Origin of the sequence: Acinetobacter geminorum (assembly GCF_013009345.1) — a bacterium.
GTDB lineage: Bacteria > Pseudomonadota > Gammaproteobacteria > Pseudomonadales > Moraxellaceae > Acinetobacter > Acinetobacter geminorum.
The window spans coordinates 140207-155168 of record NZ_JABELE010000010.1; the positions used below are offsets into that span (position 1 = coordinate 140207).

General features: G+C 38.8%; 10 protein-coding genes. 6 read left to right on the top strand and 4 right to left on the bottom strand.

Going from position 1 to position 14962, the window contains the following annotated elements; all coding sequences use genetic code 11:
• Positions 1-7: 7 nt before the first annotated feature.
• The 3 genes from nudC to dnaQ all read right to left on the bottom strand — a co-directional run bounded on the left by nudC (position 8) and on the right by dnaQ (position 3873).
• The gene (nudC, locus tag HJG58_RS11390) at positions 8-751 is read right to left on the bottom strand and encodes an NAD(+) diphosphatase (protein ID WP_108008597.1); all 744 of its coding nucleotides are present in this window, start codon (positions 749-751) and stop codon (positions 8-10) included.
• Positions 751-2394 carry a chemotaxis protein gene (locus HJG58_RS11395; RefSeq protein WP_170248933.1) on the bottom strand — a complete coding sequence of 548 codons (1644 nt, stop codon included), beginning with the start codon at positions 2392-2394 and terminating at the stop codon, positions 751-753. The genes nudC and HJG58_RS11395 overlap by 1 nt, the downstream gene beginning before the upstream one ends.
• Positions 2395-2523: 129 nt before the next feature.
• A complete protein-coding gene (gene dnaQ / locus HJG58_RS11400) occupies positions 2524-3873 on the bottom strand; it encodes a DNA polymerase III subunit epsilon (protein ID WP_170248934.1) in 1350 nt (449 codons plus the stop codon).
• Positions 3874-4105: 232 nt separating this feature from the next.
• On the opposite strand from dnaQ, the gene HJG58_RS11405 reads away from it, so the two are divergent.
• From HJG58_RS11405 to HJG58_RS11430, 6 genes are all read left to right on the top strand, one after another.
• Positions 4106-7321, top strand: a complete 3216-nt coding sequence (locus tag HJG58_RS11405) for a lytic transglycosylase (RefSeq protein WP_170248935.1) — start codon at positions 4106-4108, stop codon at positions 7319-7321.
• A 15-nt stretch (positions 7322-7336) separates the two neighbouring features.
• Positions 7337-9172, top strand: coding sequence for an extracellular solute-binding protein (locus tag HJG58_RS11410; protein WP_216076565.1), 1836 nt, complete (start codon positions 7337-7339; stop codon positions 9170-9172).
• A gap of 31 nt (positions 9173-9203) precedes the next feature.
• The gene (locus HJG58_RS11415; protein WP_216076566.1) at positions 9204-10256 is read left to right on the top strand and encodes a microcin C ABC transporter permease YejB; all 1053 of its coding nucleotides are present in this window, start codon (positions 9204-9206) and stop codon (positions 10254-10256) included.
• Positions 10256-11266: an ABC transporter permease gene (locus tag HJG58_RS11420; RefSeq protein ID WP_170248936.1), complete on the top strand. Its 1011-nt coding sequence runs from the start codon at positions 10256-10258 to the stop codon at positions 11264-11266. The genes HJG58_RS11415 and HJG58_RS11420 overlap by 1 nt, the downstream gene beginning before the upstream one ends.
• Entirely contained in the window at positions 11244-12836 is a 1593-nt protein-coding gene (locus tag HJG58_RS11425) for an ABC transporter ATP-binding protein (RefSeq protein WP_171545277.1), read from the top strand. Before HJG58_RS11420 ends, HJG58_RS11425 begins: the two co-directional genes overlap by 23 nt.
• Before the next feature lie 188 nt (positions 12837-13024).
• On the top strand, positions 13025-14269 hold the full coding sequence (locus tag HJG58_RS11430) for an NADH:flavin oxidoreductase/NADH oxidase family protein (RefSeq protein ID WP_170248938.1): 1245 nt from the start codon (positions 13025-13027) through the stop codon (positions 14267-14269).
• A gap of 5 nt (positions 14270-14274) precedes the next feature.
• On the opposite strand, the gene HJG58_RS11435 is transcribed toward HJG58_RS11430, so the two are convergent.
• Positions 14275-14958, bottom strand: a complete 684-nt coding sequence (locus HJG58_RS11435; protein ID WP_170248940.1) for a glutathione binding-like protein — start codon at positions 14956-14958, stop codon at positions 14275-14277.
• Positions 14959-14962 lie beyond the last annotated feature (4 nt).

The following is a 14962-nucleotide window of genomic DNA, read 5'->3' on the forward strand; positions in this document are numbered from 1 at the left end:
CGGCAGATTATCTGGCTTGGGTAATCTGCATAATCATTGAATGAGCAATACTTCCTTTAAACGGAATCTCAGGTAATTGATCAATTTTGAAGAATTGTGCATCTGCAATTTCTTCTTCTTGAAGCTTAATTTCACCCGACTCATATTCTGCCCGAAATGCCACCATAAGGTTACTTGGGAATGGCCAAGGCTGACTTGACATATATTGAATATTTTTGAGTTTTAAACCTACTTCTTCAAAGGCTTCACGTTGTACTGCTTCTTCAAGTGTTTCGCCTACCTCAACAAAACCTGCAATCAAACCATACATATTAGTTTTGTTATGGACTGATTTAGCCAGCAAGATTTCATCATCACCACGAGTGATGACGGTAATAATGCAAGGGTTTACACGAGGATACTGGTGGTAGCGACAAGAAGGGCATACCATTGCATATTCGGTTGGATGAACTTCTGTCGGATGTCCACAGTGGCTACAAAACTTATGGTTACGTCGCCATTCAAGTAATTGAACAGCACGGCTCGCTTGCAAAAACTGTTCTTTCGACCAGCTGGTAATAAGCTGGCGAATTGGAACAAGTTGTAAGCCTTCGGGGATAGATTCCTCAGCAAGCAAGTCACGTGCAATGACTTGCTCATCATGAGTGAAAAGTAAATCACTTGCTAACTTTTCTACTTTGGGTAGTTGGAGATTCTGGTCAACCAGTAATTGTTGATGATGGAAAATATAAGCAAGTGATAATTCAGACATTAAGCTGCCTTTTTTTGAAGTTGTTGACTACTCGACAATGCTACATTAAACATGGATTGTAGAACAGGTTGTTTATTTTTTAAATTGTCAACTAACATGTCAATGCCTGCCAATACGTTAAAAATACAGTGAATTTGGTCTGTATTAAAAGGCTGGTTTTGTTCAAGTTGCTCTTGAACAAATTGGGCAGTTTGGAGTAAAGCATGTTGTTGAGTCGTGCTTCCTAAAAATTCGGCTGCACCCGCTAACTCTTTTAATGAACCTGCAATGGCTTCAATATTTTGTGTCTGGTCATTAGCGTATAAGCTAAGACTTTGGCAGATAAAATCAATTAAATTTTTTGTTTCGGTAAGCAAGGCTTGATGAGCTTCATCAAGACGATCTAAAGAAATAGCCGTATTATTCACGCTAAGTTGTAGACGATTTGACGTGTAATTGCGTACCAAAATACCAATTGAGTTCATGGCAGATAAAATGCTGTTCATCAGCTGCTGAGCATAGTTTTCGTCACTTAAAATGTTAAGTTGACTTAAACTGCTGGCTTGTTGAGAAAGCGCAGATGAGGCTTCATCAAGGTTTAGGAGTTTAAAGGTATGAGCCAGTTGTAAAAGATTCGCTTGTAGTTGCTGTGCTTTTTCAGGTGACATATTTTGGTAGTTGTATTCAATATCGTTTCGTACCTTATTCATTTCATCCAAGATTAATTGGCTGACTGTATGCATAGTGTCGAAGTCAGGACCAAAAAGATGACGACTTAAAACGAGTAATTGAGTGTCAGTTGGAGTTTCATCACCAATATGAAGTTGGCTACGAATATGGTGAGCAATCTCATCTTCTTGAGCGATGACAATACTTAAAATATCTGCGAATGCCGCTAAATTAGGTTCAAAACTTTCGGGTGCTGCCAAAAATAGAGCAATATGACTTTCAATATTAATCAGTACACGTAGGCGTGAATCATTTAAAAGTAGGTTATCAATATGGTTAAAAGCATAATTGACGAGCTGCCAATACTTTTGGCTTGGCTGAGTGTTCGCTATGCTGACCAAATAGGTTGCAATAAGTTTAAAGGCTTGAAAATTCTGAGCTGATGCTGTCTTTTTTAAAAATTGGTGTAGAGATAGTTTATATAGTTGATGGATGAATTGAGTTTTTTCCTTAATTAATATTTCAGGCAACGGCAATTCAAGCGAAGTATTTGCAAGTAAAGGGACAATAGCTTGTCCTGATGTAGTCAGTGGCTTATTTAAAGCTAATTCTAAATTATTTAAAGTCGTAAGGAGAAATTGTGGAACTTGTATTTCACGCAAACAGATAAATTCAATATAACGCTTTACCATGGTCGTGCCTTCGCTTAGGGCAACCACATCATCCGTATTAATTTGGGCTGGATTCGCAATAATTTTTTGCATCAACTCAGTCGAATATTGAGTGATTTTTGCAAGATAAGGAACATCAATTAAGCGTAGAACTTGAGTGCATTGCTTAAACTGTTCTAATGCATCATCAATACCAAAAGGGAGGGTTTGTTCTTCAATTAAGGTACTTACTGCACCTTCAACCAGTTTTATTGAACGATCAATTTCATGTTTAATGATGAGTAAAGCTGTTGGATCGAAATGAATCGACGTATGCTCAGACATAAACGTTCCCCTTTGCAAAAAATCAATTGTTATATTCGTAGTGCTCAATAATTTGAGCTAAAAATCTATGTGACTAATATAACTTAACTTGCAAAGGGGAAAAGCTAAAAACACTAAAGAATCAAAAATTTATTTTGCAAAAAGGCAAGGTTCTCCGTGTTTTTCCTCATATTCTTTGACCCAAGTCTCATGTGTATTTAACTCTTCATCTGAAGGGTAAATTACAGGGAGATCAATTTGAACTCTGCTTCTATTGGTTGTTTGCTGGCTATTTTCACTCTGAGATAAGGCATCTATATCAAAAGAAACCTGACCACCAGTCATTGCCAAGTAAACATCAGCAAGAATTTCAGCATCGAGTAATGCGCCGTGGAAAGTACGGTCACGTGCTGGAATTTCATAACGTCTTACAAGCGCATCAAGGGAGTTTTTTTGTCCCGGATGTTTGTTTTTCGCTAAAGCTAAAGTATCCGTTACCTCACATACTTCAGAAAGTGCAGGAAGCCCAACGCGTTTAAACTCCATATCGAGGAAGTTCATATCGAAGGTCGCGTTATGGGCAATAATCTCTGCACCTTTGAGATAATCAAATAAGGTGTCAGCAATGTCCGCATAGAGCGGTTTATCTTTTAAGAAATCATCACTGATCCCGTGGATGTTTTCTGAGTCTCCCACTGGTTTTTGTGGGTTAATATAAATATGAATCGAACTACCCGTAAGTTTACGGTTAATCATCTCAATCGCGCCCACCTCAATAATGCGGTCGCCATCTTGGAAATAAAAACCAGTAGTTTCCGTATCGAGAATGAGTTGTCGAGGACCTTGTAATTTTAATTTGGCTTCGGTCACAACGATTTGAGGATGAATGTTATTGGTTGGCTGCTTACTTTCTTGTTCGGCAGTTTCAACTTCAATAATTTCTTCGGTTACTTCAATCACCTCAACTTCTTCAGTTGCGTCAGCCAGATCAAACCCGAAAGGGTCATCTAGCAACCAGTCCTGTTCAGGCTTTTTTATATCTTGCGATACAGTGGCAGACTGTGGTTGCTTGAGTTCTTTCGCAGTTTTGTCTGCACCTAAATTAGCAAGCTGGTCTGCCATTTCATTGCCTGGATGTCCTGCATGGCCTTTAATCCAGTTCCACTCAATATTTCTACCTGCACATACAGCATCTAATTTCTGCCAAAGGTCAGGATTTTTTACATCTTTCCAGTTTTTCTTTTTCCAACCATGAATCCACTCAGTAATACCTTGCTTCACATAATTTGAATCTGTCCAGATAATCAAATGTGCATCGGCTGGGCAAAATGAAATACCTTCAATGGCAGCAGTGAGTTCCATACGGTTATTGGTCGTATCTGGCTCACCGCCAAATAATTTATGTTCACCCTGCTCGGTAATGACATATGCGCCCCAACCACCTAAACCTGGATTGCCACGACATGCACCATCAACATACAGTGTGATTGTTTGAGACATAAATCGAAACCTAAACTAAAAGAAAAAGAATTGAATATGGTGTATTGTATACGCAAAAAGTTCGGTTCCATCGTATCAAAGCAAGGTTTTTTTAATTTCTTGTAACATTTCCATGCAAATGACATTAAATTATTGCCTTGTCTATCTTGCATGCTTTACTACAATGGCATCGAAGACCTAGGGTTTGTGGGCAGACCCCAAAAAATATTACGCGAGTTGTTTGGAAGTTTTTATGTATAAACCAACCACATTTGTGTGGCAGCCATCTGCAGCATCATTGTTTAAAATTACCGTACTTAGCTCTGCGTTAGCTGCGTTGGGTATTACAACAGGCTGTTCATCGACTCCGCAATCTGCAAAAACCTCAAAATCGAAACAGGTCAGTGGTGCAGGTTATTTAGATGCGAGTAGTCTTGATTCATTAGAAGACTTACTTTCAGCAACTGATATGCGTGCTGTAGAGGGTGACCGTCTGCTTATTTTAAAGCACGGTGATGTCTGGAAACGTATGTCTGTTGGTTTCAAAATGGATTTGAACCATTGGGATTCACGCATTGAAGCTCAGCGTAGTTGGTTTATTTCTCGTCAGCCTTATCTTGATCGTTTAAGTGCCCGTGCAAGTCGTTACTTGTACCATACAGTTAAAGAAGCTGAACGCCGTGGTTTGCCGACAGAGCTTGCATTATTACCTGTAATTGAAAGTTCATATGACCCAGCTGCAACTAGTAGCGCCGCAGCAGCAGGTTTATGGCAGTTTATTCCGAGTACTGGCCGCATTTATGGCTTAAAACAAACAAGTATGTATGATGGCCGTCGAGATGTTGTTGAGTCGACTCGTGCTGCCTACGAGTTTTTAGGAAGCTTATATAACCAATTCGGTTCTTGGGAGCTTGCTTTAGCGGCTTATAACGCTGGACCAGGACGTATTCAACAAGCAATTAACCGAAATCAGGCAGCAGGTTTACCAACTGATTATTGGTCTTTAAAATTACCTCAAGAAACCATGAACTATGTTCCGCGTTTCTTGGCTGTTGCCCAAATTATTAAAAATCCAAAAGCTTACGGTATTTCTTTACCACCAATTGCAAATAGACCCCATTTCCGTGAAGTAACTTTATCTGCACCTTTATCTTTAAATGAAATTGCTTCTGTAGCTGGATTAAGCCGTTCGGAACTCTATGCATTAAACCCAGGATATCGTGGTGAGATGGTGGATCCTGCAAGTCCAATGCGTATCTTGATTCCAGCAGATTTAAGTCCTTCAATTGATAATAAATTAAAAGGTATGAAGTCTGGCGGTGGTTCAGGTTGGTGGGCAAATGTGACTTCACCATCTAAGCCAGATGTAAGTGCTTCAACATCTGTGACAATTAAAACTACGCCTGCAAATCAGGTTCAACCAGTTAAACCGTCAACACCTAGTAGAACAACGAGTAGCTCTACCACGGTAAAAACTTCAACTCCTCGTGGGTCTGATGCTTTAGCTGCGTTTGCAGCTTCGGCTGATGTACCAAGTGCTCCACGTATTCCTGTTGCTGTGACACCTGCGGCAAATATTAAGCAAGTGAAGACAGAGCCACCAATCTCGGCTGCAGAACGTGAAAAGATTTTAGCGGCAGTTCGAGCTGAAGGTGAGAAAGAAACAGTTCAACAAGCTTTAGAGCCACAACCAACGCAGGCTGAAAAAGACCAAGTAGTTGCCGAGTTAAAAGCTATTGCACCACAAGGAACAGAAATTGTTGATCCTTATGATGGCAAAATTAAGTTAACTGCGATTCAAACAAGCCAGTCAGTTGCAGAGCAACAAGGTAAAGAAGTAAGTAAAGGTTTTGCATATCCAAAAACTTTAGCTGAAGACGTGACTGTTGCTAACTCTGAAGATGGGCGTCGCAATAAAGACAAACCTTATATTAAAACAGATACAGATGTAGTGGTTGTGCAGCCAAAAGGCAAACGCAGCACCTATACAGTTTTACCGGGTGATACTTTAGCCGTTATTGCGATGAAAAACGGCGTAAACTGGCGCGATGTTGCTAAGTGGAACCAGATTGATCCAGAAAAGACATTATATGTTGGTTCAACGCTTTATCTTTATGACGCTAAGCCACAAGAAACTCAAACGACTTCAAAAAGCACAGCTAAACCAGATGTATATGTCGTTCAGGCTAACGATAGCTTAAGCGGTGTCGCAAATCAGTTTAATTTGTCAGTAAGACAATTGGCTGAATATAACGATTTATCAGTGACAGATGGATTATTTGTAGGGCAAAAACTACAGTTAAAAGAACCAAAGAATAGTCGCTCAAGTGCTAAAGCGGAACCTAAAGCAGTTCAGGCAAGTGCAAAGCGTATAGCAACTAAAAGCTATACTGTGAAGCGCGGTGAATACCTTAAATTAATTGCAGATCGTTATGCGCTCTCGAATCAGGAACTTGCTGAATTAACTCCGGGGTTAACTGCGGGCAGTAACTTAATGGTAGGCCAAAAAATTAATGTGCCTACACAAGATATTTCTGTAGATGAAGTTGCTGAAACTAAGGCTTCTAGTAAATCTGAGAAAGCGACGCAAAGTGTTTCTTATAAAACAGAAAGCTATAAAGTACAGCGTGGTGATACTTTATCGAGTATCGCAACTAAATCAAAAATTAGCCTAGCTGAGTTGGCTGAGCTAAATAATTTAAAAGCAAATAGCTATGTACAGCTTGGTCAAACTTTAAAGGTCCCAGCGGGCTTAAGTGTTCCAGAACAATACGTTGTACAGTCGGGTGATAGTTTAAATGCGATTGCAAGTAAATATAATTTGCAAACAAGCTATTTGGCTGACCTAAACGGTTTGTCTCGTACTGCTGGCTTGCGTGTTGGTCAACGCTTAAAACTAACAGGTACAGTTGAAGAAGCACCAACTAAATCTTCCAAAAATACTAAAGAAGAAACGCCAGAAACTTATACGGTTAAATCTGGTGATAGCTTAGGTAATATCGCTAATCGCTACCACTTGCAGCTAGATTACCTTGCTTCATTAAATGGTCTTTCACGCACCAGTAGCATTCGTATAGGACAACGCTTAAAGCTAACGGGTGATGTACCTACAGTTGAAACAGCTAAAGTAGATACTAAGTCTTCAACTAAAACAGTTGCGGCTGGTAAAAATACTGAAAGATATACTGTTAAATCTGGTGAGTCTTTAAATAGTATTGCGAGCCGTACGGGTATTTCAGTGCGTGAACTGGCTGAAATGAATGCATTAAAAGCAAATGCTAATTTACAACGTGGTCAAAATATTGTGATTCCAAAAACTGTGGTGGAATACAAGGTGAAGCGTGGCGACACCTTGATCGGCCTTGCGAGTAAATATGGTTTAGAAACCAATTTCTTGGCTGAGCTGAATAATTTAGCGCCTTCTACTCAGCTTCGCATTGGTGATGTGATTAAAGTGCCTAATTTGTAAAATAATTAGTCATTTATGCATACATTAAATTTTCAACTGAGCCTGCTAGTCGGGCTCAGTGTCATTTCCCATAGTGTTTTTTCTGCACAGCAAACCACTTCATATATAGCGATTCATTCTAAGCCTAAGTATTTAGAAATGATGGCTATGCCATATGCAAACCCTAATGCACCTAAAGGTGGTCTATTAAGTCAGGCAGCTCAAGGGACTTTTGATAACTTTAATAGTATGAATGGGAAGGGGAATGCTACAGAAGGCGTGAATTATCTTTTTGATACTTTAATGACCCAATCACTTGATGAGGTTGGAGTTTTATATCCGCTTTTGGCTCAGAAAGTGAGTTATGACCCAGAAAAAACACAATCAGTGACTTTTTATTTAAACCCTAAAGCGCGTTTTAGTAATGGGCAGCCAGTCACTGCGGCAGATGTTAAATTTAGTTTTGATGCTTATCAGACTAAATCTAATTTAGGTTTGCAAATGTACCTTGCTGATTTAGCAAAAACAGAAATAATAAACGCCTATCAAGTAAAGTTTAGTTTTAAGTCTACACATAACCCTAAAATGCCATTTATTTTGGCAACCTTACCCATTTATTCAAAAGCAGATTGGCAAAAAAAAGATTTTAGCCGAATTACCCTACAACCGATTATTGGTTCGGGGCCTTACGTGGTTGAACGAGTTGATCCGGGCAGAAGCATTAGTTATAAACGAAACCCGAATTATTGGGCAAAAGATTTACCTATTAATAAGGGGCGTTATAACTTTGACCGCTTGAGATATGTTTATTATCGAAATTGGGATATTGCTTTTGAAGGATTTAAATCTGGGCAATACACTTTGCATGAAGAAACTAATCCTAAAAAATGGATAACAGATTACCGTTTTCTAGCCGTAAAAGCAGGGTTGGTTACTCAATATAAGTTTCGTCATCATAATCCTATCGCCACTGAAAGCTATGTTTTTAATACGCGACGAAAACCTTTAAATGATATTCGTTTTAGACAAGCTTTAACCTATGCGTATGACTTTGAATGGCAAAATAAAGCTTTGTTTTATGGACAATATCAGCGCCTACAAAGTTATTTTGAAAATAGTGTATTAGCAGCAACAGACCGACCTTCAAAAACTGAATTAGAGTTGTTAAAGCCGTTATTGCCTAAGTTATCTCCAATCATGCAGCAAGGTGTTTTAGCAAACTGGAAATACCCAGTGTCAGATGCGAGTGGATTTAACCGTCAGAATTTGTTAACTGCACGGCAATTACTGATACAAGCTGGCTATAAAGTTAAAGAAGGGCAGCTATTTACGCCTGAGGGAAAGAAAGTTCAGCTCGAATTTTTAATTCAGCAAGATGGTAAACAACGAACACTTCTACCTTTTATTCGTAACTTAAAAAAATTGGGCATTGCAGTTAATTTGCGTCAGGTTGATGCTCCGCAATATTTAGAACGGACTCGCCGTTACGATTTTGATATTACCACAATGAATTTGCCGCAATCTCTAAATCCGGGAAATGAACAAACTCAGTTTTGGGGGAGTGTAGCCGCAGCTCAGGATGGAAATTACAATTATGCTGGAATTCGCAATCCAGTGATTGATCAAGTGATTTCAAAACTCGTTGCGAGTAAAAGTCGTGAACAACAGATTATTTATACTCGCATTCTCGATCGATTGCTTAGAGCTGGTTATTATCAAATCCCAACTTATGGTAAAGGTGAAAACTGGTATGCTTATTGGAATATGTATCAACAACCTAAAGTTAAACCAGCACTTTCTTCTGGGATAGAATATTGGTGGAGTGATACAAACAAAGCCAAAAAAGTTGCCAAATATCTACATCAACAATAAAAAGCACCAGCCATAAAGGAAATCCTGTTATATGGGTTCATATATTCTCAAGCGACTTCTTTTAATGATTCCCACATTGTTTGTCATTCTATTGATTAACTTTGTGGTTGTGCAAATTGCACCGGGTGGGCCAGTTGAGCAAGCAATACATCAGGCACAAAGCGATTTGGGAATTGGTCGTGCATTGAGTGCAGAAACTTATTATCAAGGTGCTCAAGGTTTAAGCCCTGAAATGGTTGAGCAAATTAAGGCTCAGTACGGCTTTGATCGTTCTGCCCCTGAACGATTTTTTCTAATGTTAAAAGGCTATTTAACTTTAGATTTTGGACAAAGTTTCTTTAAAGATAAACCGGTTGTGCAATTGTTGTGGGAAAAAATGCCTGTTTCCATTTCACTTGGGCTGGTGAGTACTTTGCTGATTTACCTCATTTCTATTCCTCTGGGAATTAAAAAGGCAAAGCAGCAGGGCTCTTGGTTTGATCGATCCACTTCTTTAGTGCTTGTGGTGGGGTATGCTGTACCAAGTTTTGTATTTGCGATTTTGTTAGTTGTTTTTTTTGCAGGTGGGTCTTATTTTCAATGGTTTCCATTACAAAACTTAGTATCAGATAACTTCCATCAACTTAGTTTCTGGGGCAAAGTTACCGATTATTTATGGCATATGACTTTACCACTGATTACCATGGTATTAGGTGGTTTTGCCAGTTTAACTTATTTAACTAAATACTCATTTTTAGAAGAACTCAATAAACACTACGTTTTGGCAGCCTATGCAAAAGGTTTGAACAGCCAACAGGTCTTATATAAGCATGTCTTTCGTAATGCTATTTTAGTTGTGCTCGCAGGGTTGCCAGAAGCGTTAGCGGGCATTTTCTTTGTGGGTAACCTGTTTGTAGAAATTATCTTTCACCTAGATGGGGTGGGTTTGTTGGGGTTTGAAGCCATTGTTCAGCGCGACTATCCTGTTATTTTTGGTGTTTTATTTTTCTTTACTCTATTTAGCCTGATTTTACGTCTCATTTGTGATGTGTTGTACCAATGGATTGATCCACGAATTCACTTTGATGCGCAAGGAGGCAAATAATGTCCTTGATTGTGCGGACACGATTACAGCGTTTTAGACAGCATAAATTGGGCTGGGCCAGCTTTATTTTATTTAGTCTGATTTTGGTTTTGTCATTAGCCGCGGAGCTGATTGCTAACGATAAACCGTTGTTAGTGAAGTATAAAGATTCGTACTATTTGCCTGTGTTGAAAACTTATCCGGAAACGACGTTTGGTGGAGTGTTTGAAACAGAAGCGGATTATAAAGACCCCGCTGTACAAGCGCTCATTGCTGCTAAAGGATGGGCAGTTTGGCCCCTCATTCAATTTTCATATCAAACGCCCAATTTAGACTTGGCAGTTCCTGTGCCATCACCACCTTCCAAGCAAAACTGGTTGGGAACAGATGATCAAGGACGGGATGTTCTTGCGCGTATTCTTTATGGCTTAAGAGTATCGTTGCTTTTCGGTTTAGCTTTAACCTTTTGTTCTGCTTTATTTGGAATTACCGTAGGTGCCATACAAGGTTACTATGGCGGTTGGGTAGATTTATTAGGACAACGTTTGGTTGAGGTCTGGAATGGCTTACCCATGCTTTTTATGGTCATGATTTTAGTCAGTATGTTTGTTCCAAATGTATATTGGCTATTTTTCATTATGTTGTTTTTCGGCTGGACCGTTTTGGTGGGCATTGTTAGGGCAGAATTTTTAAAAGCTCGTCAGCTTGATTACGTTCGTGCAGCCCAAGTTTTGGGAGTGACTGATCGTGCGATTATTTTTAGGCATATTTTGCCAAATGCGATCAGTTCGAGTTTGTCTCAGTTACCATTTATTTTAACAACTAATATTAGCGCTTTAACTGCTCTTGATTTTTTAGGATATGGACTACCACCCGATGCGGCCTCTTTAGGTGAATTATTGCTTCAAGGTAAAAATAATTTAGATGCGCCATGGCTAGCAATTTCAGGCTTTTTTAGTCTAGCGATTGTTCTTTCACTTTTAATTTATATTGGGGAGGCGGCGCGTGATGCTTTTGACCCAAGAAAATAATTTAAATACCACTTCAACATTATTAAAAGTAGAGCATCTTTCGGTTCAAACCAAAGACCAAAAGATTTTATTAGATGACCTGAATTTTTACTTAAGTGAAGGGGAAACACTGGCTGTTGTGGGCGAAAGTGGTTCAGGTAAATCGATGAGCTGCTTAGCAATAATGGGGTTGCTACAAGATAAATTAGAAATAACGGGGCAGGTCTGGATTGGTCCACAAAATATGCTTGAGCTAGATGAAAGAGCTCAATCAAATTTACGTGGTCGACAAATCGCTATGATTTTTCAAGAACCTGCTACTGCATTAAATCCGCTCCATCGGGTTGAAAAAATTATAGGGGAAAATCTTCTTTTATCTGGGTTTTCAAAACTTGAAGTTCAACAGCAAATATTTGAACTATTAAAAGATGTGGGAATTGTTGAACCAGAACAAATGTTAAAACGTTATCCTCATGAGCTTTCTGGTGGGCAAAGACAACGTGTCATGATCGCGATGACATTGGCGCTTCGGCCTAAAATTTTGATTGCTGATGAACCTACTACTGCGTTGGATGTGGTTTTGCAGATACAGATTTTAGAGCTATTAAAATCTTTGCAAGCAAAATATGGAATGGCACTTATTTTAATTAGCCATGACCTCAATTTAGTACATCGTTATGCTGAGAAACTTATTGTATTGCAAAGAGGGCGTGTAGTAGAGCAAGGTGAACTGAGCCAAATCTTTGCAAATCCTAAAACAAGTTATACAGCAGAATTATTAGATCATAATTTTGGAAAAGTAGAATCTAGACCGGCTCAACAGAATGTTTTATCAGTTCGACAGCTCAGCGTGCAGTTTCCTATAAGAAAAGGAATTTTAAATCGCATTCAAGGATATTTTACCGCAATAGAAGATTTGAGTTTTGATCTTGCTCAAGGTGAATCGCTTGGGGTAGTTGGTGAAAGTGGTGCTGGTAAGTCATCCTTAGCCCTCGCTTTGGTTCAGCTTATTCAGAGCAAAGGGCAGATTGTTTTTTTAGGTCAAGATTTAAATCAGTTACGGCCAAAAGCTTTGCGTTTGATGAGATCTGATTTTCAACTTGTATTCCAAGACCCTTTTGGTAGTTTAAACCCGCGTATGACAGTAGGGCAGATTATTGCGGAAGGGTTAAAGTTAAAAGCTGTGGATGATGGCGAGATCAAACAGCAAATTGAATCTGTGTTGATAAAAGTTGAATTAGCTGAAGATTTTCAACATCGTTACCCACATGAACTTTCAGGTGGACAGCGTCAACGTGTCGCCTTAGCCAGAGCTTTGGTGATGCAACCGAAACTTTTAATTCTGGATGAACCTACATCGGCGTTAGATCGGACCACTCAAAAAGCCATGATCAAGTTGTTGAGACAATTACAGCAAATTGAGCAGTTAAGTTATATTTTCATTAGCCATGATCTCAATATAATAAAAGCACTTTGCCACAAAGTGATGGTATTACGTCATGCAAAAGTTGTTGAATATCAGGAAACTGAACTTTTATTTTCTAAGCCTCAAAGTGAATATACCAAGCAGTTAATTACAGCATTCCTTTAAAGCTATTTTTTTAATTAACTGTTTTATATAAATAAATTTTGGTTAAACTTCTAATGCAAAAAGTTGCATATTTTTATGTTCTTTAAAATTGACATGTGCTATTGTCAGTTATCGATTATGTCTTGACACGCTCAATAACTGATTTAAATTAGAGTAATTGCTCTATAATTCAAAAAAAGAGGTTAACCATGAACCAGATTGCTCAACCCATCACAATTCGTAATACCACCTTTAAAAACCGAATTATTAAAGGTGCAATGAGTGAAGCACTTGCAAATTATGAGGGCCAGCCAAATGACTTACATCTGGGTTTATATGGTGCATGGGCAAAAGGTGAGCTTGGCTGTGCAATTACTGGCAATGTCATGGTAAATGCCGGAGCAAAAAATGAACCGGGTGTTGTTGTTATTGAAACTGAACGTGATCTAGAGCGCTTAAAAGAATGGGCGGCATTAGGTAAAAAATATGGCATGGTGCAGTTGATTCAATTGTCGCACCCAGGTCGTCAGTGTCCAAAAGGCTTAAATAAAGAAACCGTAGCGCCATCAGCGGTACCTTTTAGTCCAGCTTTAGCAACCATGTTCGGAACGCCACGTGAACTTACTCATGATGAAATTCTAGATATTATTAAACGTTTTGCGACAGCAGCTCACATCTGTGAAAAAGCAGGTTTTGAAGGGGTGCAATTACACGGTGCACATGGTTATTTAATTAGTCAGTTTTTATCGCCATTAACTAATAAGCGTACAGATCAGTGGGGCGGTTCAGTTGAAAATCGTACTCGTTTTTTACTAGAAGTTTATAAAGCGGTACGTGAAGCGACTTCAGATAATTTTATCATTTCAGTGAAGCTTAACTCGGCTGACTTCCAGCGTGGCGGTATTAGCGAAGAAGATGTAATTTCAGTGTTTAAAGCAGTGGATGAAGCTGGTATCGATTTAATTGAAATTTCAGGTGGTACTTACGAGGCACCAGCAATGGCTGGGGCTAAGGCCGACAAACGTAAAGCAAGCACGATTGCTCGTGAAGCATATTTTTTAGATTTTGCTGAAAAAATCCGTCAGCATGTTAAGTGTAAGCTTATGGTGACAGGTGGGTTCCGTACTGTAGAAGGCATGAATGCTGCACTCGCAAGTGGAGCATGTGACTTTATTGGTATTGCTCGTCCATTTGCAGTAGAAACTGATTTAGCAGAACGTTTAATTGCAGGACAAGATGTTCGCTATGCAGTAAAACCAATTAAAACAGGTTTACCATTTGTCGATAAGATGGCAATTATGGAAATTATTTGGTATGCCGCTCAATTTAAAACCATTGGTAAGGGTAAAAAACCAAATCCAAAACTTTCACCACTGGTGGTGTTTTTAAATTATGCCAAAGGCAATATTAAAGCGGTGATTCAAGGACAAGTGAATTCACGTAAGTCTGCGTAGATAAATTACCAAGCCGTAGTCCAGTAAGCTTTAAATATAGAAGCAGACCATTGTCCTTTAATTAAAGCATTTTTAAAGGCAGGTCTGTTTTCTATTTGAGCCAGATAACGATGTATATGTTTAAATTGGCTGTAATTTGGTGAGCAAGCCAGTAATGGAAACCACATCAAAATATCAGCAGTAGTAAACTGATCTCCGGCAAACCATAAGTGGTGCTCTAAATGTTTATCAATCATGCTCATGTGTCTTTGTAATGATTGGTTGAGATAGCCTTGATCAAATCCATATTTTAAAAACTTTGGGACGAAACGAATTGGAAAAGGCGTGCGTTCTGCAATTTGGTGAAAGATTTGTTTGAGTACCAAATCGGGAATGAATGTCGCCTCAGAATAATTTTTCCAATAATAAAAATTTTGCAGTTGTTGGCTTAATAGGCTGTTCGGACCTAATTGTGGGTGTAAATGAGATAGGTAATCTAGGATTGCTGAGGTTTCAGCTAAGATAGAAGTCTTTCCTTGTTCAATAATTTCGATAGTTGGAAATTTTGATAATTGATGAGGTGAGCTTTTATCTTTGTCTATGCCTGAATGATCTTTAATAGTGAGCTCATAGTTGAATCCTAATTCTTCTAAAAACCAAATAATGCGTTGAGAGCGTGAATTTTGTAAGTGAAATAATCGAATTTGCATGTCA